Source organism: Lysobacter sp. Soil_C_59 (genome assembly GCF_057656415.1).
The window spans coordinates 392,211-414,189 of the sequence record NZ_JBDGKK010000001.1 but is presented as its reverse complement, the minus strand read 5'-3'; the positions used below and the strand labels follow the sequence as shown (position 1 = coordinate 414,189).

Here is a 21,979-nt window from a genome sequence, read left to right as displayed (position 1 = left end):
TCAGTCGACCGGGTCCGGCCCCAGCACAGGTCAATGACCGGAGTGTGTCGGGTCCCGACTGATGAAACGCAATCCGACGCCCGGTTCGGTCGCGATCCATTGCGGCGCTGCAGCATCGTCGCCGAGCTTGTGGCGCAACTTGCCGACCAGGATGCGCAGGTAATGGGTGTCGTGCTGGTGGGTGGGACCCCAAAGTTCGCGCAGCAGCTGCGGCTGGGTGACGACGCGGCCGGCATGCTGGATCAGCAGGGCGAGCAGGGCGTATTCCTTGCGCGTCAGCGCCACCGGATCGCCTTGCAGGAGCACTTCGCGCCGCGCCAGGTCGACGTGCAGGCGACCGTCGTCGTACAGCGGCTGCGAGCCCGCGGGCGCGGCATGCGAACGCAACAGTGCACGCACGCGCGCCATCAGCTCCTGCACGCCGAAGGGTTTGGTCACGTAGTCGTTGCCGCCGGCGTCGAGCGCGGCGACCTTCTCGGTCTCGCTGGCGCGCACCGTCAGCACGATCACCGGCACGTTCGACCACTGCCGCAGTTCTCGCAGCACCTCGTGGCCGTCGCGGTCGGGCAGTCCCAGGTCGAGGATGACCAGGTCGGCACCGTGGGTGGCCAGCGCCTCCACCCCGCCCTGGCCGGTCTCCGCGCTTTCCACCGCATAGCCCTGCGCGCGCAGGCTGATGTCGAGGAACTTGCGGATCTGCGGCTCGTCGTCGATGACGAGGATGCGCGCGGGTGGGGTGGTGGTGTCGGGTTTGGCTTCGCTCATGACCTCTCAGTCGTCATCCCCGCGAAGGCGGGGACCCAGTGTCGCTGGCTCCTGCGGCGGTGAAGTGAACGCAGTGCAACGTCGCTGGGTTCCCGCCTTCGCGGGAATGACGGCTCCTTCTTCACTGCGGCTGCAATCGCGGCAGCGTAATCCGGATCGTCGTGCCGCGCCCGTCCGGACCGGGCAGCGCTTCGACGCTGCCGCCGTGCGCGCCGATCATGCCCTGGCAGATCGCCAGGCCCAGGCCCGTGCCCTGGCGGCCACGGTCGCCGCGCTCGACGCTGTAGAACATGTCGAAGATGCGCTTGCGCTCCTCTTCGGGGATGCCCGGGCCGCGGTCGCGCACGTCGATGCGCAGTTGCCCGTCGGCCGTGTCCTGGGCGCGGATGGTGATGGCCGCGCCGGGCGGCGAGAACTTGGCGGCATTCTCGAGCACGTTGAACAGTGCCTGCTCGACCAGGGCCGGGTGCACCCAGATCGGACCCAGGCCGGTTTCGACCGAGACCTCGAAACTCGCCCCGGGTTCGTAACGCTGCAATCGCGTCACGGCCGAGCCGATCAGCTCGTCCACTCCTATCCAGTCGCGGTTGAGGGTGAGGCCGCCGTGGCCGAGCCGGGTCATGTCGAGCAGGTTCTGGATGTAGCGGTCGAGGCGTTCGCCTTCGATGCGGATGGTCTCCAGCAGGCTGTGCCGGTCCTGCGAGTTCATGGCGTCGGCGTAGTGGTCCAGGCTGCTGGCCGAGCCGATGATCGAGGCCAGCGGCGAGCGCAGGTCGTGCGAGACCGACGACAGCAGCGCCGAGCGCAAACGTTCGGTCTCGTTGCTGACGCGCGCATTCTCCAGGTCCGCGACAAGTCGCGTGCGCACCACGGCCTGGGCGATGTCCTCTGCCATCGCTTCGGCGAGGCGGCGCTGTTCGATGCCGAGGCGATGCAACTGCGGCGGAAAGCGCAGGCCGAGCAGACCGGTCTCGCGCTCGCCCAGCGGCAGCGGCTGGAACCACCATTCCGAGCCGGCCAGCGTGTCGGTGTAGCGTCCAGATGCTTGCCGGTGGCGCACGGCCCAGTCGGCGGCGGCGCGGTCCTTTTCGTTCAGCAGCTCGGCGTGCACCTGGTGATCGCCCGCCTGCAGTACCACCTCGGCATCGAGCGCGCGCCGCAGCGCATCGCGCCCGGCCTGCAGCACCTGGCCGAGGTCGGCGGCGCTGGCCAGTTGCCGACCCAGCGTCTGCAGCGCGGTCGCCTGTGCGTTGGCGGCGCGCAGCGCCACCACCTGCATGCGCAGCTTCGAGGCCAGGCGGCCGGCCACCAGCGCCGCGATCAGGAACAGCACCACCGTCGTCACGCCCTGGCGCGCGCCGATCATCAGCGTGTAGCGCGGTTCGATGAAGAAGAAGTTGTAGGCCAAAAAGCACAGCACGGCCGAGATCACGGCCGCGGTCATTCGCGTGCGCGCGGCCACCAGCACCACCGCGACGATGAAGATCAGCGACAGGTCGTCCAGCGCGATCCAGCGCTCGGCGATCCAGGCCAGCGCCGTGGCCAGCGCGGCCGAGGTGATTGCCAGCGCGGTATCGCTGCGGTTGAGGTAACCACCGGGCTGGCGCCAGGAGCGCCGCGCCCGCGCGCGTGCCTCCGGCGTGCTGACGATGGTCAGCTCGTAGTGCGCGCCGCGCTGGATCAGCTGCTGCGTCAACGTCCGGTTGAACATGCGTGCGACCGGTCGTTCACGGGTGCGGCCCAGGACAATCGTGCTGGCGCCGGAGCGCGCCGCCTGGTCGAGCAGGGCGTCGACGATGCTGTTGCCGTGCAGCACCAGCGCGTCGCCGCCCAGGCGCCGGGCGAGGGCGAAGGCGCGATCGAGTTCCAGCTGTTGCGCCTCGCCGGCGGCTTGCGCGCCCTGCACGGTCACCACCGTCCATGGCGAGTCCCGACGCTCGGCAATGCGGCGGGCCACGCGCACCAGGTATTCGGACTGGCCACGGCCGTCGATCGCCACCATCACGCCGCGACGCAATGGGACGCCGGGCAGGCCGCGCGCGGTCTGTGCTTCGCGCAGGTCGCTGTCGACGCGGTCGGCGGCAGTCTGCATCGCAAGTTCGCGCAGGGCGGTCAGGTTGCTCGGCGAGAAGAACGCCTGCAGCGCGTGCGCGGCCTGGTCGGGCACGTAGACCTTGCCCTGTTGCAGGCGCTCGATCAGTTCGCGTGGCGGCAGGTCGACCAGGACGATGTCGCGCAGCCGGTCGAACACGGCATCGGGCACGGTTTCGCTGACGCGCACGCCGGTGATGCGGTGGACGACGTCGTTGAGGCTTTCCAGGTGCTGGATGTTGATCGTGGTGAAGACGTCGATGCCGGCATCGAGCAGTTCGATCACGTCCTGCCAGCGGCGTTCGTGGCGGCTGCCGGGGACGTTGCGGTGGGCGAGTTCGTCGACCAGGGCGAGCTTTGGCTTGCGGGCGAGGAGGGCATCGAGGTCGAGTTCCTCCATGGCCCGTCCCGTGCCCGTCGCGGGCGCGTAGTCCACGCGCTTGCGTGGCACTACCTCCAGGCCTTCGATCAGGGTGGCGGTTTCGGCGCGGCCATGGGTTTCGACCAGGCCGACGACGACATCGAGGCCACGGCGCTGCAGTTCACGACCGCGGCTGAGCATGGTGTAGGTCTTGCCGACGCCCGGTGCGGCGCCGAGGAAGATCGTCAGGCGACCGGCGCCCTGGCGTTGCAGTTCGCCGATGAGTGCGTCTGCCTGGGCGCTCCGGGTGTCGGTCATGGGGCTATTGTGCCTGCGCCGGTTGTTGCGGGTGCGTGCCCGAGTGCGTCCAGCGCCAGGTTGAGTTCCAGCACGTTGACCCGCGGTTCGCCCAGCACGCCGAACTGCTTCGCCTCGGTATGCGCGGCGACCAGAGTCGCAACCTCCTCATTGGCCAGCCCCCGCGCCCTGGCAACCCGCGCGATCTGTACCTGCGCGCCAGGCGGCGACAGGTGCGGATCCAGCCCGCCACCCGATTGCGTAACCAGTTCGCCCGGCACGTGCGCAGGGGCGATGCCTTCGCGCATGGCGACCTCCTGGGTCAACTCCGCGATGCGCTTGCGCAGGTCCGGATTGCTGCGGGCCATGTTGCTGCCGGCGGCGGCCATCGGGTCGTAGTTGGCGGCCGACGGGCGCGGCTGGAAGTAGCGGGCATCGGCGAACGGCTGGGCCACCAGGGTCGAGCCGCGTGCCTTACCGTCGACCATCACGATGCTGCCGGTGGCCTGGTGCGGGAACAGCACCCGTCCCAGTGCGGCGCCGGCCAGCGAGTAGAGCAGGCCGAATCCGAGCAGTATCACCACGGTGAACACCAGCGACGCACGCAGCGACGTGCGGTCCTCCAGCACGGCCGCGTGCGCGGTCGGCGGAACGTACGAAACAGGAATAACGGTAGTCATCTCAGAACCCCACTGCCACGAGGGCAAGATCGATCAGCTTGATGGCGGCGAACGGCAACAGCACGCCGCCGACGCCGTACACGAGCATGTTCCGGCGCAGCAGCGAAACCGCGCTGGCAGGCTTGAAACGCACGCCGGCAAGCGCGAGCGGAATCAGCGCAGGGATGATGATCGCGTTGAAAACCAGCGCCGCCAGCACGGCGTTGGTCGGACTCGACAGGTGCATCACGTTGAGCGCGGCCATCTGCGGAATGGCGGCTGCAAACAGCGCCGGCAGGATCGCGAAGTACTTCGACACGTCGTTGGCCAGCGAGAACGTGGTCAGCGCGCCGCGGGTGATCAGCTGTTGCTTGCCGACCTCGACCACCGCCAGCAATTTGGCCGGATCGGAATCCAGGTCAACCATGTTGCCGGCTTCCTTGGCCGCCTGCGTACCCGAGTTCATCGCCAGGCCGACGTCGGCCTGGGCCAGCGCCGGTGCGTCGTTGGTGCCGTCGCCGACCATCGCCACCATGCGGCCACCGGCCTGCTCGGCGCGGATGCGGGCGAGCTTGTCCTCGGGCCGTGCCTCGGCGATGTAGTCGTCGACACCGGCCTCTGCGGCAATCGCTGCTGCAGTGAGCGGGTTGTCGCCGGTGATCATCACCGTGCGCACGCCCATCGCACGCAAACGGGCGAAGCGTTCCTTGACGCCATGCTTGACCACGTCCGACAGCTCGATCACGCCCAGGATGTGGCGGTCTTCGGCGACCACCAGCGGCGTGGCGCCGCCGCGTGCGACCTGCTCGATGCGCGCGGCCAGCTCCGGCACGACCTGGCCACCCAGTGCCTGCACGTGCTGGGCAATCGAATCGCCGGCGCCCTTGCGGATGACGCGGCCGTCAAGGTCTACCCCCGACATGCGCGTCTGCGCGGTGAACTGCACGTAGTGGGCCTTCTCCGGCTCCGGCACGGTGCTCTTGAGCTCGCGCGCCAGTCGCACGATCGACTTTCCTTCCGGCGTGGGGTCGGCCAGCGACGACAGCAGCGCCGCATCGCGCAGCTGGCTCATGTCGACGCCGGCAAGCGGATGGAACGCCGTGGCCTGGCGATCGCCATGGGTGATCGTGCCGGTCTTGTCGAGCAGCAGCACGTCGACGTCGCCGGCGACTTCCACTGCCTTGCCCGACTTCGCCAGCACGTTGGCCTGCAGTGCGCGGTTCATGCCGGCGATGCCAATGGCCGGCAACAGGCCGCCGATGGTGGTCGGTATCAGGCACACCAGCAGTGCGATCAACAGCAGCGGATCGAGCCTGGCGCCGACGAAACCGGCCAATGCGGGCAGCGTGGTGACGACGATCAGGAACGTCAGCGTCATCGCCGCCAGCAGCATGGTCAGTGCAATCTCGTTCGGCGTCTTCTGCCGGTTGGCGCCTTCGACCAGCGCGATCATGCGGTCGAGGAAGCTGTGGCCGGGCTCGGCGCTGACCTCAATCACTATTTCGTCGGACAGCACCTTGGTGCCGCCGATCACGCCGGAGCGGTCGGTGCCTGCTTCACGCAACACCGGTGCGGACTCGCCGGTGACGGCCGCCTCGTTGATGGTGGCCACGCCTTCGACGATCTCGCCATCGGCCGGCACCAGTTCACCGGCCGAGACGATGACGCGATCGCCCGGTCGCAGCGTTGCCGCAGCGACGCGGGCTTCGCCGCCTGCGCGGGTCCTGCCATTGAGGCGGCGTGCGACCAGGTCGCGTCGCGCCGCACGCAGCGAGGCCGCCTGGCCACGGCCGCGCGCTTCGGCCACCGCTTCGGCGAAGTTGGCGAACAGCACCGTCACGAACAGGATCAGCGTCACCGCGATGCCGAAGGCGGGATTGCCCGGCACTGCATCGCCAATTGAGGCCGCTGTGATGAGCGCCGACAGGATCGTGCCGAGCAGCACGATGGCCATCACCGGGCTCTTCACCGCCTGGCGGGGCGACAGCTTGCGAAAGGAATCGAGCAGCGACGTGCGCAAGGCGGCGCCGTCGAGGCCCGCCAGCGATTGGCGGCGGGCCGTGCCCAGATGTGTTTGTGTTGTGTGAGTCATCGTGAATGTCCAATGTTGCCGCTCGTCATCCCCGCGAAGGCGGGGACCCAGCGTCTTTGGTCGGCGGTTGCGCAGGTAGTCACTGGGTTACCGCCTGCGCGGGAACGACGAGTGTCAGGTGATCCGCAATGGGACCCATCACCAGGGCGGGCATGAATTGCAGGACGGTCAGGATCACGATGACCGCGACCAGCGTCAGTGCGAAGGTCGGCGTCTCCACGTGCAGCGTGCCGCCGCTTTCCGGAGCCACGCGCTTGCGCGCCATCAGGCCGGCCACGGCGAGCGGGATGATCAGTGCGGGATAGCGGCCCAGCGCGAGCACCACCGAACAACTCAGGTTCCACCACCAGGTCGCATCGCCCAGCCCCTCGAAACCCGAGCCGTTGTTGGCGAACGCCGAGGTGTACTCGTAGAACACCTGACTGATGCCGTGGAAGCCAGGATTGGAATTGCCGGTGATCGACGGGAACACCAGCGTGACCGCCGAGAAGCCAAGCACAACCAGCGGCTGCAGCAGGATCAGCAGCGCCAGCAGCTTCACTTCAGGCGCTTCGATCTTGCGTCCGAACAGCTCCGGCGTTCGCCCGGTCATCAGGCCAGCCAGGAACACGGCGAGCATTAGGTACACCAGGAACTGCTGCAGGCCGCAGCCCACGCCGCCCCAGATGGCATTGATCAGCATGTTGACCATCGCCATGCCGCCGGTAAGCGGCGCCAGCGAGTCGTGCATCGCATTGACCGAGCCGTTGTTGACCTGCGTGGTCATGGCCGACCACAGCGTCGAAGACTCCACGCCAAGGCGCACTTCCTTGCCTTCCATCAGCGCCGGATCAGCCGCGGTGGACGAGTAAACCTCGGACCACATCGACAGGCCGGTGGAGGCCAGCGACATCAGCAGCATCGTGCCGAACACCATCGCGGTCAGTCGCTTGCGGCGCGTGAACGGCCCGACCATGAACGTGACCGCCATCGGGATCAGCAGGATTCCCAGCACTTCGATCAGGTTCGACAGCGGCGTGGGATTCTCCAGGGCCACCGTGCTGTTGGGGCCGTACCAGCCGCCACCGTTGGAACCGAGCTGCTTGATGGCGACCATCGGCGAGACCGGGCCGAGCGGGATCTTCTGCTCCTTCATCTCGACGCTGGCGTCGACCGGCGTGATGCTCGGGCCGGCCCGCAGTGTCGAAGGCACGCCCTGCCAGGTCAGCAGGACCGACCACAGCAGGCACAGCGGCAACATGAAGCGCAGCGTTGCGCGCGTCACGTCGGCCCAGTAGTTGCCGACGTCACGCTCGGTGCCTTCCTGCGCGGTGTGGCCTTCGATGGCCGTCTTGCCGGCCGTCTGCGCCTCGCTCTGTTGGGCCATGGCCGCACGGCCACCGAACAGGCCGCGCAGCGTTGCCACCACGATCGCCAGGCCCATGACAGGGGTTGCGACCTGCAGGCCGACGATGCCGATCATCTGCGACAGGTAGCTCAGCTGCGACTGGCCGGAGTAGTGCTGCTGGTTGGTGTTGGTGAGGAACGACACCATCGTGTGCAGCGCGGTATCCCAGCGCATGTTGGGGATGTCGTCGGGATTGAGCGGCAGCCAGGCCTGGGTCATGAACTGCACCCAGACCACCAGGCCCACGGCCAGGTTGCTGATCGCGAGAGCCTTGGCATAGCCGCGCCAGCTCATGCCGCGTTGCGGATCGGTGCCCAGCGCCTTGTAGACCAGGCGCTCGACCGGTCCGGCGACGCGGTCCACCCAGGAGCGATCGCCGCGCATGACGCGGGCGAGGTAGTGTCCGAGCGGCCAGCCGAGGCCGATCGCAAGCACCAGTACAAGTAGTGTCTCGGTCATTGTCGTACTGCCTTAGAAATCTTCAGGTCGAAGGACCACGTACAGCAGGTACGCCGAGGCGACGATCACCGCGACGCCGCATACAAGGGCAAGCCAGCCAGGCATGTCGTCTCTCCTTCAGAAAGAAGCCTGCAGCGCCGCTTCGATGCGGTTGCCTGCAAACTCGTCACCGAAGATGTCTTCGGCGTTGGAATCGGTCGCGTGCGCGGTCACGCGCAGCTCCAGCGGGGCCTTCACGGCCCACACGGCACTGAGCTGACCGTGCAGGTAGCTGTCTGCGGCGGCGCTGTAACCGTCGAGGTAGTAGTAGCCGACCGCGCCCTCGAGACGGAACACGTCGTTGATGGGGAAACGGGCACCGACCTGCGTGTACAGGCCGTCCTCTTCGCCACCCAGCGCTTCGGTCGAGTAACCCACAGACAGCCAGTAGTTGCTGTCGTAGGTCAGCGTGCCGTTGAGCTCGGTCCAGTTGAGGTCGACGGTGGTCGAGGGGTACTGGTAGCGAAGCAGGTTCACGTCCAGCGCCACCTTGTCGGACAGGGCGCCGCCCCAACCGACGGTGAAGTCGAGCTCGCTGCTGGCGTGCGTGTCGGGGGCGAACTCGACGTTGGAGCCCCACACCGAACCGTAGAAGCCGGAGTCACTGGCCAGCTTGAAGCCGGCCTGCACGGCGGCATCGCCCTGGGTCTGGGTGGTGCCGCGCCAGACGTAGTCGCTGGTCAGTGCGGCGTTGCCGGAAAGAGTTGCGGCGCTGGCCTGGCTGCCGATGGCAAGCAGGCCGATACCCGCGCAGGCGGCGAGCAGCAACGGCACGGAAGCTTCGCGCGCGCGGACGAAATGGAGGGACATTGCGGATATCCAGGAATGACGTTCGAGGCCCGTTTGGCCACGGCGTCATTGTTGGTATCGGGCCCGTAAAGCCTCTATTCCGCGGTCATGCCCGGGGCGTAAATTCCCCGTAAACAATCCTTGTCGCCAGCCGCTCAGCCCAGCAGCTTCTCCACCACCGCCCGCGGCTGCTTCATCCACGCATAGTGGTCCGCGCGCGTCCCCAGCGCGGCAGCGTCGAGCACATCGACACGATTTGGCGAGTGGCGCAGCTTCGACAGCAGGAACCGGGCGGAAGACTCCGGCCCCAGCCAGTCGCGATCGAATGCCACTGCATGCGCTTCGACTTCGACGGCGGCCATCGCGGCATCCAGGTCGATGTCGAGCCCGTGGGCTGCATAACGCCCGCTCAAGCCGCTGCGACTCCAGTCGCGTATCAGCCCGCGAGCCTCTTGTCCGCCAAAGCCGATCCGCCGGCCGGGCAGGGCGCCATGGCGGTCGGCCAGCCATGCCAGGAAGCGATAGACGAACGGCAGGAACCACTTCGTTCGCAATGGAAACGCACGCCAGTAAGGCGCACCGCTGGCCACCAGCCACAGTCGCTGTGCAGTAGCCGGCGACAGGCCCAGCCGGCAACAGGCGAGCTGCCCGCCGAGGCTGTGGCCACCGATGATGCGCGCAACCTCCGGTGTGTGCTGCACCACCAGCGCTTCGCTCGCGGCGATGTCTTCCATCAGCAGCTCGCGGTAACCCCAGTCGGTGCCGCGATCGGCGCGCAGGTTGCTCGAGCCACCGCCGCGCCATTCGTGCACGAACACGGCAATCCCGCGTGCCGCGAGCGCGTCGGCGAAGGGCAGGTAGTGCTTGGCCGCGATGCCCAGCGCAGGCAGCCACAACAGGCTTGCCTGCGGGTTGGCGGGAATGCGCGCCAGCAACGTCCAGCGATGGCCGTCGGACTGGGTATCGAGTTCGATCGGTTGCACCGCGACGGACTCATTCATGGGGGGCGGCGCCGAAGTGGTCGAGGACGAGGATGTCGCTGTTGCCGGGGCGATAGCCACGCTGCAGCGCTGCATGGACGTAATCGGCCGCCGCCGCGCAACTCGCGCCGAGGTCACGACCGAGGCACAGGTTGGCCGCAACCGCCGAGGCCAGCGTGCAGCCGGTGCCATGGGCTTCCAGTTGCAGGCGCCGATGGGCAATCGCATCGATGTTGCCGTCGGCATCGGCGAACAGGTCGACGACGTCGCCATCGCCCGGCAAATGGCCGCCCTTGAGCAGCACGGCGCGGGCGCCCAGGTCGCGCAATCGTGCGATCGCTTCGTGCATCGCGCGCAGGTCCGCGATCGGCTGGCCGAGCAGCAGTTCGGCTTCGGGAAGATTGGGCGTGATCAGCGTCGCCAGCGGGATCAGCCGCGTGCGCAGTGCATCGAGCGCGCTTGCTTCCAGCAGGCGTGCGCCGGAGGTCGACACCATCACCGGGTCGAGCACGACATGCGCGGGCCGGTAGTGCTCCAGCGCGTCGGCGACTGCTTCGATCACCGCTGCGTTGGCGAGCATGCCGAGCTTGACGGCTGCCACATCGAAGTCGTCGAAGCAGGCATCGATCTGTGCGCGCAGGAAACCTGTGTCAGGCACGTTGACGGCGGTGACTCCGCGCGTGTGCTGCGCCGTCAGTGCGGCGATCGCGCTCAGCCCGTGGACGCGATGGGCGGCGAACGTCTTCAGGTCGGCCTGGATGCCGGCGCCGCCGCCGGAGTCGGAGCCGGCGATGGTGAGGGCGCTGGAGGGGCGGGAGTGGGGACGGTCGGTCATGGCGACAGTTTGCCTGCGCGACCGTGCAGGAGGCGATAGCTTCCCCTCTCCCTGGCCGCGGTGCGGCCTGTCCCTCCCCCACAAGGGGGGAGGGTTTTTGCGTTCCTCGTTCGCAGTGTGCTGCTTAGAGCACTTCCGAAGCGTAATCCGCCAGGCGCGAACGCTCGCCGCGACGCAGGGTGATGTGCGCGCTGTGGTCCCAGTTCTTGAAGCGGTCCACTGCGTAGGTCAGGCCCGAGGTGGTCTCGGTGAGGTAGGGGGTGTCGATCTGTTCGACGTTGCCCAGGCAGACGATCTTCGTGCCCGGGCCGGCACGCGTGATCAGCGTCTTCATCTGCTTGGGCGTGAGGTTCTGCGCCTCGTCGAGGATCAGCCAGCGGTTGAGGAACGTGCGGCCGCGCATGAAATTCAGCGAACGTATCTTGATGCGGCTGGCGAGCAGGTCGTTGGTCGCCGCGCGGCCCCAGCTGCCGCCGTCCTGGTTGTGGGTGAGCACTTCCAGGTTGTCGGTCAGCGCGCCCATCCACGGCGTCATCTTTTCCTCTTCGGTGCCCGGGAGGAAGCCGATGTCCTCGCCGACGCTGACCGTGGCGCGGGTCATGATGATCTCGCGGTAGCGCTGCTGGTCCATCGTCTGCGCCAGGCCCGCCGCGAGCGCCAGCAGCGTCTTGCCGGTGCCGGCGGTGCCGAGCAGGGTGACGAAGTCGATCTCCGGGTCCATCAGCGCATTCAACGCGAAGTTCTGTTCGCGGTTGCGCGCGGTGATGCCCCACACTGCATGTTGGCTGTGGCGGAAGTCGTCGACGATCTGCAGCACGACCTTGGTGTCGGTCAGGCGCGCGACCTTCATTTGCGACTCGTCGTCGCCGGGCAGGTACAGAAACTGGTTCGGATGCCAGTTGTCATCCTCGGCGCTGTCGCGGTTGCGCGAGATCTCGTAGAAGGTGCGGCCCTTCTCGGTCCACGAGCGCAGGTCCTTGCCGAAGCGCTGCCAGAAGTCTTCCGGCAGTGCGGTGGCGCCGGTGTAGAGCAGGCTGAAATCGTCGAGGGCGCGGTCGTTCTCGTAATCCTCCGACACGATCCCGGCGATGGACGCCTTGATGCGCAGGTTGATGTCCTTGGACACGAACACCACCGGCACGCCCGGGTCGCTCTCTTTCAGCGACAGGATCGAACCGAGGATGTGGTTGTCCGGGATCACCGCGCCAAAGCGCTTGCCCGAGTCGAAGTCGCGGGTCTGGAAACGCAGCTTGCCGATGCTCTGCTCGCCGCGCAGCTGCAAACCCTGCGGGCGGCTGAGGGTGATGCCGGACGAGATCTTGTCGGTGCCTTCGGCCTGGATCAGCTCGTTGAGGAAGCGGCTGACCTGGCGCGCATTGCGGCTGGCTTCGGAGGTGCCTTTTTTGGCGTTGTCGAGTTCCTCGATGACCTGCATCGGCAGGAAGACATCGTGTTCCTCGAACTTGAACAGCGCGGTCGGGTCGTGCATGAGCACATTGGTGTCGAGCACGTAGATCCGCTTGCTTCTGGTCATCGAATGCTCCGATGCGGGTTGTACATGGTGAACGGCCGGGTGAACTGATGCAGCGTGGAGCGGTTGAACGCTGGAACGAGGTGCGGACACGGCGACGCTGCCGTGGCCCGCGGGGCGGGACGGCAGCGTGGGTGGCGGGCGGAGGGGGTCACTGCGTTGCGGCAGCCTTGAGTGCGTCGAAGACGGCCTGGGCATGGCCGGGAACTTTCACCGGACTCCATGACTGGGCGATGACGCCCTTGGGATCAATGAGGAACGTGCTGCGCACGATGCCCAGCACCTTGCGCCCGTACATGTTCTTTTCCCGGATCACGCCAAAGGCGTTGCACAGGGCCTCGTCCGGATCGCTGACCAGGTCGAACTTGAAACCCTGCTTGGCGCAGAAGTTCTGGTGCGAGCGGATCGAATCGCGCGAAACGCCCAGGACCGTGGCGCCAAGCTTCTTGAAACTGGGCAGCAGGGCATTGAAGTCGATGCCCTCGGTGGTGCAGCCGGGCGTGCTGTCCTTGGGATAGAAGTACAGCACCAGCCATTGGCCGGCGAAGTCCTTGAGCTGCGCGGTCTGGCCGCTGGACAGCGCCAGGGGCAATTCGGAGACGTCCTTCGAAATACGTTCGCCGGTGTCGGGCATTTCGCCTTGTGCTTCCGAGCGCAGTGAGGGACCTGCTCTGCGTTTACTGCAACCCGGAGTACAGCCCCTCACTGTGTCCGGATGGCGCCTCCGCAAGGAGGGTCGCCGTGCTTTGTCGTGACGCTACCACGGAATTCCTAGAACTTCATCGGGTCCATGATCGCGTCGAGATTGAGGTGGTCGCAGAACTCGAGGAAGTCGTCGCGCAGGGCGGCGATGTGCATGCTCGAAGGCACGCCAATGGTGATCTGGGCCGAGAACATCTCCGCCCCGGTCTGCATGGCGCGGTAGCGCGAGCTGTGCAGGCTTTCGATGGTGATGCCCTGGCGGTCGAAGAAATCGGCCAGCTGGAACAGGATCCCGGCCTTGTCGGCGGCCACGACCTCGACCACGTAAGGCAGAAGGTTGGATTGCACCTGCTTGGCACCGGTGCGGTACCACACGAGCTTGAGGCCTTCCTCGCGCTCCAGCCGCGTCAGCATGGCTTCCAGCTTGGCCACCGCGTCCCAGGAGCCGACGGCGAGCACGGTCACGGAGACGTCGCGACCGACCGTGGCCAGGCGTGCATCGACCAGGTTGCAGCCGGAATCGGCAATCCGGCGAGTCACCGACAATAGCGGCGTCTCCGGATGCGTCGTGTAGGCGTTGATCAGGAGGTGGTTTTCGTTCGGCGACGGCCGGGCAGCGGAATCGGTCAAGGCGGCGCCTGCTTGGGGAGCAACGTGCTCAGATACTGAATGGCGGCCCGTGAGCGGGCTGTGGTTGCCGGGCAGCATACTTGCCCGCGCTTTCGGCCCGCAAGTAACATCCCGTGCGATCATCCCGGCCACAGACCAACTGTTGGACCCATTGATCGGCCTGCCGATTGGCCCTCCTGGCCGGCAGCCAGGCCAGGGATCCAGGGCCCGCACGTGATGTGCGGGGTTCAATGCAACAAGTGCACCGAGTACCCCCAACTTGCGACTTTCCGGCAGCATCACCGCGCTGGCGACGCCTTTCACCGCGTCCGGCGAAATCGACTTCGACGCCTGGCAGCGACTGCTCGACCAGCAGCTTGCGGCCGGCACCCAGGCCATCGTTGTCGCCGGTTCGACCGGCGAGGCGGCCGCGCTGTTCGACGGCGAGTACGACGCATTGCTGCGCAGCGCGGTCGAACGCGTCGCCGGTGCGATCCCGGTGCTTGCCGGGACCGGCTTGTCGAACACCGCAAAAACCATCGAGCTGACGCGTCGCGTCGCTGCCCTCGGCGCCGATGCCGCGCTGGTCGTGACCCCGCCCTATGTGCGCCCGACGCAGGCCGGCCTGCTGGCCCACTACCGCGCAATCGCCGACGACGTTGCACTGCCGATCGTGCTCTATAACGTGCCCGGCCGAACGGGTGGCGACCTGCTGCCGGAAACCGTTGCCGAACTGGCTCCGCACGAGAACATCATCGGCATCAAGGAAGCGCGCGCCGAAGCCGAGCGCATGCAGGCGCTGCTGGCGTTGAAGGGCGAGGGCTTTGCCGTGCTCAGCGGCGACGACCCGACCGCATGCCGCGCGATGCTGGCCGGCGCCGACGGCGTGATCTCGGTGGCCTCCAACGTATTGCCGCACGCGTTCCGGCGCCTGGCGGACCTGGCACGCGGCGGCCGCCGCGACGAGGCGCAGGCACTGGATGCGCGCATGCAGGCGGCCTACGACTTCCTCGGCGTGGAGCCCAACCCGATTCCCGTGAAAGCGCTGCTGGAGCGCCAGGGCATCGGCCACGGTCTGCGCCTGCCGCTGCTGCCGCTGTCGTCGGCCCATACTGATGCCGTCGCGACGATCGAAACGCTCGTCCGCGAACTCGAACACGCCTGCCGCGATTCCCTCGCGGCCTGACCCTGCAGGAGAGATACATGAGTTCCAACGTTTCGATGTCCCGCGTCGCCGTCGCCGCCCTGGTGCTGGCCGGTGTCGCCGCCGGTTCTGGCTGCAGCTGGTTCCGCAAGGGCAATGACCTGTACTCGCAGGCCCCGGAAATGCGCCCGCTGGAAGTCCCGCCCGATCTGGACGCGCCGCGCACCGACACGGCGGTCAACGTGCCGACCCCGGCCACCGCGCTGGGCAACCCGGCCCTGGTCGGCACTGGCTTCACCGTCACCGGCACGCGTGACGAGGTGTTTGCCAAGGTCGGCGCCGCACTGGAGGCGGTCGAAGGCGTGAAGGTCACCAGCAGCGCCCAGGCGATGGGCGTGTACGACGTCAACTACGAGGGCAGCAACTTCCTCGTGCGCGTGGCCGGTGCCGATGTCGGTGCCTACGTCGCCGCGGTCGACCCGCGTGGCGTGCCGGCGACCGGCGACGCCCCGAAGAAGCTGATCGAAACGCTGCGTACGGCGCTCGTCGGTCGCTGAGCGGTCATCGCCGCAAATGAAAACGGGCGCCACTGGCGCCCGTTTTTTTGCCTGCTTGCAGGAGCGGGCTCAGCGCTCCAGCAGATCCAGCTTGCCCGGCTTGCCTTCCCATTCCTTGGCATCGGCCAGGCCGTCCTTGCGAGTGGTGATGACCGGCCAGGCCTTGGACAGCTCGGCATTGAGGGCGACGAACGCCTCCTGTCCGGCCGGCACGTCGTCCTCGGGGTAGATGGCGTTGATCGGGCACTCCGGTTCGCACAGCGTGCAGTCGATGCACTCGTCCGGGTCGATCACCAGGAAGTTCGGGCCTTCATGGAAGCAGTCGACCGGGCACACCTCGACGCAGTCGGTGTACTTGCACTTGATGCAGTTCTCGGTGACGACGAAGGGCATGGCGTTGGTTCCGTGAAATGAAGGGCCCTGGCGGGCATTGCGTATTGTAGCGATTCCAACGGAGTGTCCGTCATCCCGGCGTACGCCGGGATCCAGATCGAAGGCTCACTGCTGAAGTGATGCCTGCGCGGATCGGCAGGCGGCGGTCCGGCGGCTCTGATGGGCTGCCAGCCTGGGTCCCGGCGTTCGCCGGGATGACGGACGGCGTGCCCGCAAAGAAAAAGCCCGCGCATCGCTGCGCGGGCTTCGGAATTGGTACACCCTACGGGATTCGAACCCGTGTTGATGCCTTGAGAGGGCACCGTCCTAGGCCTCTAGACGAAGGGTGCAGATGGAGCATGGAACGGGCTGTGTAGCGAGAAGCCCCCGGCGCAAGGCTCTCAACCCAGCGCGGCTTGCTAGTATATGCGGCGCCGCTGCCCCGGGCAATGGCCTCCCACACTAAAAATGGACTGCGGCAACGCCCGCTCGATGGAATCCGACAACCAAATCCAACTCAGGCTGCAAACCATTCCTCGCGACCAGCACAACGTGTCGCGCCGGGATATCAGCCCCAATGCCCTGCGCGTGCTGTATCGACTGCGCGAGGGTGGTTTCGACGCCTTCCTGGTCGGCGGCGCGGTCCGTGACCTGCTGATCGGCGGCCACCCCAAGGATTTCGACGTGGCCACCAACGCCACGCCGGAGGAGGTCAAGGGCCTGTTCCGCAACTGCCGGCTGATCGGCCGTCGCTTCCGGCTTGCCCACGTGGTCTATGGCCGCGAGATCATCGAGGTGGCGACGTTCCGCGCCAACACCGACGATGGCAGCGGCGACCGCGAGTTGCACGAGGGTGGTCGCCTGCTGCGCGACAACGTCTACGGCACCATCGAGGACGATGCTGTCCGCCGCGACTTCACCGCCAACGCGCTGTACTACGCGATCGAGGACTTCTCGGTGCGCGACTACGTCGGTGGTTTCGAGGACGTGCGCAACCGGCTGATGCGCCTGATCGGCGACCCGGAGACGCGCTACCGTGAGGATCCGGTGCGGATGCTGCGCGCCGTGCGCCTGGCGGCCAAGCTCGATTTCGAGATCGAACCGGCAACCGCGGCACCCATTCCGGTGCTGGCACCGCTGCTGCGCGAATCCGCGCCGGCGCGCCTGTTCGAGGAATGCCTGAAGATGTTCCTGTCGGGCAATGCGGTGAAGAGTTTCCTCGGCCTGGAGCGTCATGGCCTGCTGCCGGCGCTGCTGCCGGAAACCGCCGCCGCACTGAAGTCCAACCGCAGCGGCGCGCTGCGCAACATGCTGCTGGAAGGGCTGAAGAACACCGACGCGCGCGTCGCCAACGACGAGCCGGTCTCGCCCGCGTTCCTGTTCGCGCTGCTGCTGTGGCCGGCGTATTGCCGCGCACTGATGGCGCTGCAGGCGCAGGGCATGCACACGGCCGAGGCGCAGCGACGCGCCGCCGACCGCGTCACCGTGCACCAGCTCGAGACCATCGCGTTGCCGCGCCGGTTCTCGCTGCCGATGCAGGAGATCTGGCTGCTGCAATCGCGATTCTCGCTGCGCCAGCGCAAGCGCGTGTTCCGCACGCTTGCCCATCCGCGCTTCCGCGCCGCATTCGATTTCCTCGGCCTGCGCCTGACGGCGTCGGACGAGCACGCCGAGGACGTCGCATTCTGGCGCGAGGCGCAGGCGAACCCCGGCGATGCCGTTGCCATCGCCGAGCTCGAGACCGAGCGCGCCGCGCAGGCCGACGATGAAGAGCCGCGCAAGCGCCGCCGCCGCCGCCGCAAGCCCGCCACCAGCCAGGAATGAGGCGGGCAGGGCGGATCCTCCGGCAATGACAGTCACCGCGTTCGTCGGCCTGGGCAGCAACCTGGGTGACAGCACCGCCGCCCTGCGCTCGGCCTTCGTCGCCCTGGCGGCGATCGACGGCACGCGCCTCGTGCAGGCCTCTCGCCTGTACCGCACCCCGGCGTGGGGCGTCACCGAACAACCCGATTTCATCAATGCCGTGGCGATGCTGGAAACCCGGCGCTCGCCACAGCAGCTGCTGGCCGACCTGCTCGCGATCGAGCGCGTCGCCGGCCGCGACCGCCTGGCCGACGGCAGCGATCGCTGGGGGCCGCGCACGCTCGACCTCGACCTGCTGCTGTACGGCGATGCGGTGATCAGCGAAACGGGCCTGCATGTCCCGCACCCGCACCTGCACGAGCGTGCCTTCGCGCTGGTGCCGCTGCTCGAAATCGCGCCCGGCGCGGTCATCCCCGGCATCGGCCCGGCGCAACAGGCGCTGGCGAAGATGGAACCGGGGGAGGTCGAGGCGGTAACGTATGCGGATTCTCCGGACGATCGCCCGTAGCCGCCCCTTGGCCGGCTCCGGCTCCGCCTGACCCGCGCCGACAACTGGTACCCCACGCCATGTACAGCGGAACCCCGAACGACAAGCCCTGGACCGTGCCGGCCCTGGCCGACGCCAAGCGCGACGGCCGCCGACTGGTCATGCTGACCTGCTACGACGCCGGATTCGCCCGCACCATGGACGCTGCCGGCGTCGACCTGGTGCTGGTCGGCGATTCCCTCGGCATGGTCGTGCAGGGCCACGACAGCACGCTGCCGGTGACCACCGCGGACGTCGCCTATCACACGGCCTGCGTTGCCCGCGGCCTGTCGAGGGCGCTGCTGGTTTCCGACCTGCCATTCCAGGCCGACGCCACGCCCGAGCGCGCGCTCGATGCCTCGGTGCAGCTGCTGCAGGCCGGCGCGGCGATGGTCAAGCTCGAGGGCGCCGGGCACAAGCTCGATGTCATCCGTTTCCTGGTCGAACGCGAGATCCCGGTCTGCGCGCACCTGGGGCTGACGCCGCAGTCGGTGCTGCGTCTGGGCGGCTACAAGGTCCAGGGTCGCGACGAGGCCGCGGCAGCACGCCTGCGCGCCGACGCGCGCGCCGTGGCCGAGGCCGGCGCCACCTTGCTGGTGCTCGAATGCGTGCCGACCCCGGTGGCCGCGGCGATCACCGCCGACCTGGCTATTCCCACCATCGGCATTGGCGCCGGCCCGCAATGCGATGGCCAGGTGCTGGTGCTGCACGATCTGCTTGGCCTCAACTCCGGCCATCGCCGGCCGCGCTTCGTCAAGGATTTCCTCGCCGAGGGCGGCTCGGTAGCGGGCGCTGTCCAATCATTCGCCCAGGCCGTTCGCGACGGCAGCTTCCCGGATGCCGAACACTCCTATGCCTGACCGCCGCACTCCTGTTACCGCTGGCGCGCACTCCGCAAACCTTCGCAAGCAAGCCATGATCGAAACCATCACCGACCTTGCCGCGCTGCGCGCGCGCGTGGCGCAGTGGCGACGCGAAGGATTGCGCGTCGCCCTGGTGCCGACCATGGGCAACCTGCACGATGGTCATTACTCGCTGGTGCGACTGGCGCGCCAGCACGCCGATCGCGTCATCACCAGCGTGTTCGTCAACCCGACCCAGTTCGGCCCGAACGAAGACTTCTCCCGCTACCCGCGCACCCCCGAAGCCGATGCGCTCGGGCTGGGCGCGGCCGGTTGCGACGTCATGTGGTTGCCGACGGTCGAGACGATGTATCCCTACGGCGTGGAAGCGACCGTTCGCGTGCAGGTGCCGGGCGTCAGCACGACGCTCGAAGGCGCTCATCGCCCCGGGCATTTCGACGGCGTCGCCACCGTGGTGTCGCGCCTGTTCAACCAGGTCCAGCCGGACGTGGCCGTGTTCGGGCGCAAGGATTACCAGCAGCTCGCGGTCATCCGCTACATGGTCCGCGACCTGGCGTTCGCGATCGAGCTGGTCGGTGCCGACATCGTTCGCGAGGACAACGGCCTGGCGATGAGTTCGCGCAACCAGTACCTGTCGGCGGACGAGCGCGGCACCGCGGCGGCAATCCACCGCTGCCTGCTGGCCATGCGCGATGCCATTGCGGCCGGCACGCCGCGTGCAGCGGTCGAGGCCGAGGCGGTCAAGCGCCTGGAAGCGGACGGCTTCGTTCCTGACTACGCCGTGGTGCGGCGCCCGGACCTGACCGAGCCCGCGGACGGCGAGGGCGGCACCCGGGTGGCGCTGATCGCGGCCCGGCTGGGGCGGACAAGGCTGATCGACAACGTCGAGTGGTGAAGCGGGGATGATGGAGCGGGAATGGGGAGTGGTGAAGCGGGAGGCGGTACTCCAGCGGTGCCGCTCGCTTGTCGCGTGTTACTGAACCGTTAGGGATCCATGGGGCCGAGCCGTCGCCGGAACGCTCCGTTCCCCATTCCCGCCCCATTACTCCCCCTTCCCGTTTCCCACCATATGTTGCACTGCGCCATGCGCTGCTAGACTTGCGCTCTGACGCGTCCGCATGCCCGCGGCCGGAGCCACACACATGCAACTGAACGTACTCAAGGCCAAGATCCACCGCGCCACCGTGACCCACGCCGAGCTGCACTACGAAGGCTCGTGCGCGATCGACGGGCGCCTGCTCGACATCTCGGGTATCCGCGAGTACGAGCAGATCCACATCTACAACGTCAACAACGGCCAGCGCTTCGTCACCTACGCCATCCGCGGCGAAGAGGGCAGCGGGGTGATCTCGGTCAACGGTGCCGCCGCCCACTGCGCGCAGCCCGGCGACCTGGTGATCATCTGCGCCTACGGCGTGTGCGACGAAGCCGAGGCGGCCAAGTACAAGCCGACCCTGGTCTACGTCGACCGCCACAATGCGCTGACGCATACCAACCGTTCGATGCCGGCACAGGCAGCCTGACCTGCCCATGGATGCCGATGCCCGTCTGAGCCGTCTTCGCGCCCAGGCAGGGCGCGTCATCCAGACCCCGCTGAAGGACCTGGTAGCCGCAGACCCGGCACGCGCGAAGCAGTTCGCCGTGCGCGTCGGTCCGGTCTACGCCAACTTCGCCCGCCAGCATTACGACGCTGACGCGCTGGCGTCGCTGTTCGAACTGGCCGAGCAGGCCGGCGTGCGGCAGAAGCTGCAGGCGCAGTTCGACGGCGAGAAGATCAACGTCACCGAAGATCGCAGCGTGCTGCACACCGCGCTGCGCGGCGACGTCTCCACCGCGCCGGTGGCGCGCGCCGCGCACGCGCAGGCGCTGGAAGCGCGTGCACGCATGCGTGCGCTGGTCGATGCGCTGGCAGCCAGCGATGTCACCGACATCGTCAGCGTCGGCATCGGCGGTTCAGACCTCGGTCCGCGCCTGGCGGTGGATGCGCTCACGGGTGCCGCACCGGGACGCTTCCGCGTCCACTTCCTGTCCAACGTCGACGGCCACGCCGCGCAGCGCGTGCTGGCCGGCCTCGATCCGCGTCGCACCGCCGCGGTACTGATCTCCAAGACCTTCGGCACGCAGGAGACGCTGCTCAACGGCGCGATCCTGCGCGACTGGCTCGGCGGAACCGAACGGCTGTATGCCGTGTCGGCGAACGTCGAGCGCGCCGCCGAAGCCTTCGCCATTCCGCCCGAGCGCATCCTGCCGATGTGGGACTGGGTCGGTGGCCGTTATTCGCTGTGGTCGGCAGTGGGTTTCCCGATCGCGCTGGCGATCGGCATGGACGCGTTCGAGGCGATGCTCGATGGCGCCTCGCAGATGGACGTGCACGTCCTCGACACGCCGCTGCCGCAGAACCTTGCCGCGTGGCACGCGTTGACTTCGATCTGGAACCGCAATGGCCTGGGCTACGCCACGCAGGCCGTGCTCGCCTACGACGAGCGCCTGAAGCTGCTGTCGAACTACCTGCAGCAGCTGGTCATGGAAAGCCTGGGCAAGTCGGTGCGCACCGATGGCTCGGCGGTCACCGTCGACACCGTGCCGGTGTGGTGGGGCGGTGCCGGCACCGACACGCAGCACAGTTTCTTCCAGGCGCTGCACCAGGGCACGTCGATCGTACCGGCCGACTTCATCGGCGTGGTCCGTTCCGATGCGCCGTACCCGGACAACCACCGCGCGCTGCAGGCCAACCTGCTGGCGCAGACCGAAGCCTTCGCCAATGGCCAGGGCAGCGACGATCCCGCGCGTGCCTACGCCGGCGGACGGCCGAGCACGATGATCCTGCTCGACGCACTGACGCCGCAGGCGTTCGGCGCGCTGTTGGCCCTGTACGAGCACAGCGTCTACCTGCAGTCGGTGATCTGGGGCATCAACGCCTTCGATCAGTTCGGCGTGGAGCTGGGCAAGCAGGTGGCGAGCCGGTTGCTGCCGGCACTGGCCGGCGACGCGCAAGCTGACGATCCGGTGACGCGGGAGCTGCTGGCGCAGCTGCGCTGAAGCAACCCGGCATCCGCCC

At 67.7% G+C, this 21,979-nt stretch carries 21 protein-coding genes and 1 tRNA gene; 8 read left to right on the top strand and 14 right to left on the bottom strand.

Features of this window, described 5'->3' with window-relative positions; translation table 11 throughout:
* Nucleotides 1-30: 30 nt before the first annotated feature.
* The 12 genes from AC3A3Q_RS01845 to AC3A3Q_RS01790 form a co-directional block, all read right to left on the bottom strand.
* Nucleotides 31-765: a response regulator gene (locus AC3A3Q_RS01845; protein ID WP_487584623.1), complete on the bottom strand. Its 735-nt coding sequence runs from the start codon at nt 763-765 to the stop codon at nt 31-33.
* A gap of 121 nt (nt 766-886) precedes the next feature.
* Nucleotides 887-3,535 carry an ATP-binding protein gene (locus AC3A3Q_RS01840; RefSeq protein WP_487584622.1) on the bottom strand — a complete coding sequence of 883 codons (2,649 nt, stop codon included), beginning with the start codon at nt 3,533-3,535 and terminating at the stop codon, nt 887-889.
* Nucleotides 3,532-4,194, bottom strand: a complete 663-nt coding sequence (kdpC, locus tag AC3A3Q_RS01835; protein ID WP_487584621.1) for a potassium-transporting ATPase subunit KdpC — start codon at nt 4,192-4,194, stop codon at nt 3,532-3,534. The genes AC3A3Q_RS01840 and kdpC overlap by 4 nt, the downstream gene beginning before the upstream one ends.
* A 1-nt stretch (nt 4,195) precedes the next feature.
* Nucleotides 4,196-6,265 (bottom strand): potassium-transporting ATPase subunit KdpB, encoded by a 2,070-nt coding sequence (gene kdpB / locus AC3A3Q_RS01830; RefSeq protein ID WP_487584620.1) that lies wholly within the window; start codon nt 6,263-6,265, stop codon nt 4,196-4,198.
* Nucleotides 6,266-6,344: 79 nt separating this feature from the next.
* A complete protein-coding gene (gene kdpA, locus AC3A3Q_RS01825; protein WP_487584619.1) occupies nt 6,345-8,111 on the bottom strand; it encodes a potassium-transporting ATPase subunit KdpA in 1,767 nt (588 codons plus the stop codon).
* 12 nt (nt 8,112-8,123) lie between these two features.
* On the bottom strand, nt 8,124-8,216 hold the full coding sequence (locus tag AC3A3Q_RS01820) for a potassium-transporting ATPase subunit F (RefSeq protein WP_158732366.1): 93 nt from the start codon (nt 8,214-8,216) through the stop codon (nt 8,124-8,126).
* A 12-nt stretch (nt 8,217-8,228) separates the two neighbouring features.
* Nucleotides 8,229-8,960 carry a TorF family putative porin gene (locus tag AC3A3Q_RS01815; RefSeq protein WP_487584618.1) on the bottom strand — a complete coding sequence of 244 codons (732 nt, stop codon included), beginning with the start codon at nt 8,958-8,960 and terminating at the stop codon, nt 8,229-8,231.
* A 134-nt stretch (nt 8,961-9,094) separates the two neighbouring features.
* The gene (locus AC3A3Q_RS01810; protein ID WP_487584617.1) at nt 9,095-9,940 is read right to left on the bottom strand and encodes an alpha/beta hydrolase family protein; all 846 of its coding nucleotides are present in this window, start codon (nt 9,938-9,940) and stop codon (nt 9,095-9,097) included.
* Nucleotides 9,933-10,754, bottom strand: a complete 822-nt coding sequence (gene thiD / locus AC3A3Q_RS01805; protein WP_487584616.1) for a bifunctional hydroxymethylpyrimidine kinase/phosphomethylpyrimidine kinase — start codon at nt 10,752-10,754, stop codon at nt 9,933-9,935. The genes AC3A3Q_RS01810 and thiD overlap by 8 nt, the downstream gene beginning before the upstream one ends.
* A 124-nt stretch (nt 10,755-10,878) precedes the next feature.
* Nucleotides 10,879-12,288: a PhoH family protein gene (locus AC3A3Q_RS01800; protein ID WP_386703496.1), complete on the bottom strand. Its 1,410-nt coding sequence runs from the start codon at nt 12,286-12,288 to the stop codon at nt 10,879-10,881.
* A 148-nt stretch (nt 12,289-12,436) separates the two neighbouring features.
* Nucleotides 12,437-12,919 (bottom strand): peroxiredoxin, encoded by a 483-nt coding sequence (locus AC3A3Q_RS01795; protein WP_487584615.1) that lies wholly within the window; start codon nt 12,917-12,919, stop codon nt 12,437-12,439.
* 137 nt (nt 12,920-13,056) lie between these two features.
* Nucleotides 13,057-13,617, bottom strand: coding sequence for a glycine cleavage system transcriptional repressor (locus AC3A3Q_RS01790; RefSeq protein ID WP_158730621.1), 561 nt, complete (start codon nt 13,615-13,617; stop codon nt 13,057-13,059).
* A gap of 259 nt (nt 13,618-13,876) precedes the next feature.
* On the opposite strand from AC3A3Q_RS01790, the gene dapA reads away from it, so the two are divergent.
* Nucleotides 13,877-14,782, top strand: a complete 906-nt coding sequence (dapA, locus tag AC3A3Q_RS01785; protein WP_487584614.1) for a 4-hydroxy-tetrahydrodipicolinate synthase — start codon at nt 13,877-13,879, stop codon at nt 14,780-14,782.
* 17 nt (nt 14,783-14,799) lie between these two features.
* Nucleotides 14,800-15,297 (top strand): hypothetical protein, encoded by a 498-nt coding sequence (locus AC3A3Q_RS01780; RefSeq protein ID WP_487584613.1) that lies wholly within the window; start codon nt 14,800-14,802, stop codon nt 15,295-15,297.
* A 69-nt stretch (nt 15,298-15,366) separates the two neighbouring features.
* Here AC3A3Q_RS01780 and fdxA read toward each other — a convergent pair whose 3' ends face one another.
* Entirely contained in the window at nt 15,367-15,690 is a 324-nt protein-coding gene (gene fdxA / locus AC3A3Q_RS01775; protein ID WP_158730624.1) for a ferredoxin FdxA, read from the bottom strand.
* A gap of 253 nt (nt 15,691-15,943) precedes the next feature.
* A tRNA-Glu gene (locus AC3A3Q_RS01770) sits at nt 15,944-16,019 on the bottom strand.
* 118 nt (nt 16,020-16,137) lie between these two features.
* Between AC3A3Q_RS01770 and pcnB the strand changes: the two genes are divergently transcribed.
* The 6 genes from pcnB to pgi all read left to right on the top strand — a co-directional run bounded on the left by pcnB (nt 16,138) and on the right by pgi (nt 21,960).
* Nucleotides 16,138-17,493: a polynucleotide adenylyltransferase PcnB gene (gene pcnB / locus AC3A3Q_RS01765; RefSeq protein ID WP_487584612.1), complete on the top strand. Its 1,356-nt coding sequence runs from the start codon at nt 16,138-16,140 to the stop codon at nt 17,491-17,493.
* Between the two features lie 25 nt (nt 17,494-17,518).
* Nucleotides 17,519-18,040, top strand: a complete 522-nt coding sequence (gene folK, locus AC3A3Q_RS01760; RefSeq protein WP_487584611.1) for a 2-amino-4-hydroxy-6-hydroxymethyldihydropteridine diphosphokinase — start codon at nt 17,519-17,521, stop codon at nt 18,038-18,040.
* A 59-nt stretch (nt 18,041-18,099) separates the two neighbouring features.
* Nucleotides 18,100-18,918 (top strand): 3-methyl-2-oxobutanoate hydroxymethyltransferase, encoded by an 819-nt coding sequence (gene panB / locus AC3A3Q_RS01755; RefSeq protein ID WP_487584610.1) that lies wholly within the window; start codon nt 18,100-18,102, stop codon nt 18,916-18,918.
* A 55-nt stretch (nt 18,919-18,973) separates the two neighbouring features.
* A complete protein-coding gene (panC, locus tag AC3A3Q_RS01750) occupies nt 18,974-19,816 on the top strand; it encodes a pantoate--beta-alanine ligase (RefSeq protein ID WP_487584609.1) in 843 nt (280 codons plus the stop codon).
* 247 nt (nt 19,817-20,063) lie between these two features.
* Nucleotides 20,064-20,444 carry an aspartate 1-decarboxylase gene (panD, locus tag AC3A3Q_RS01745; RefSeq protein ID WP_158730628.1) on the top strand — a complete coding sequence of 127 codons (381 nt, stop codon included), beginning with the start codon at nt 20,064-20,066 and terminating at the stop codon, nt 20,442-20,444.
* 7 nt (nt 20,445-20,451) lie between these two features.
* Entirely contained in the window at nt 20,452-21,960 is a 1,509-nt protein-coding gene (pgi, locus tag AC3A3Q_RS01740) for a glucose-6-phosphate isomerase (protein WP_487584608.1), read from the top strand.
* The last annotated feature ends 19 nt before the right edge of the window (nt 21,961-21,979 follow it).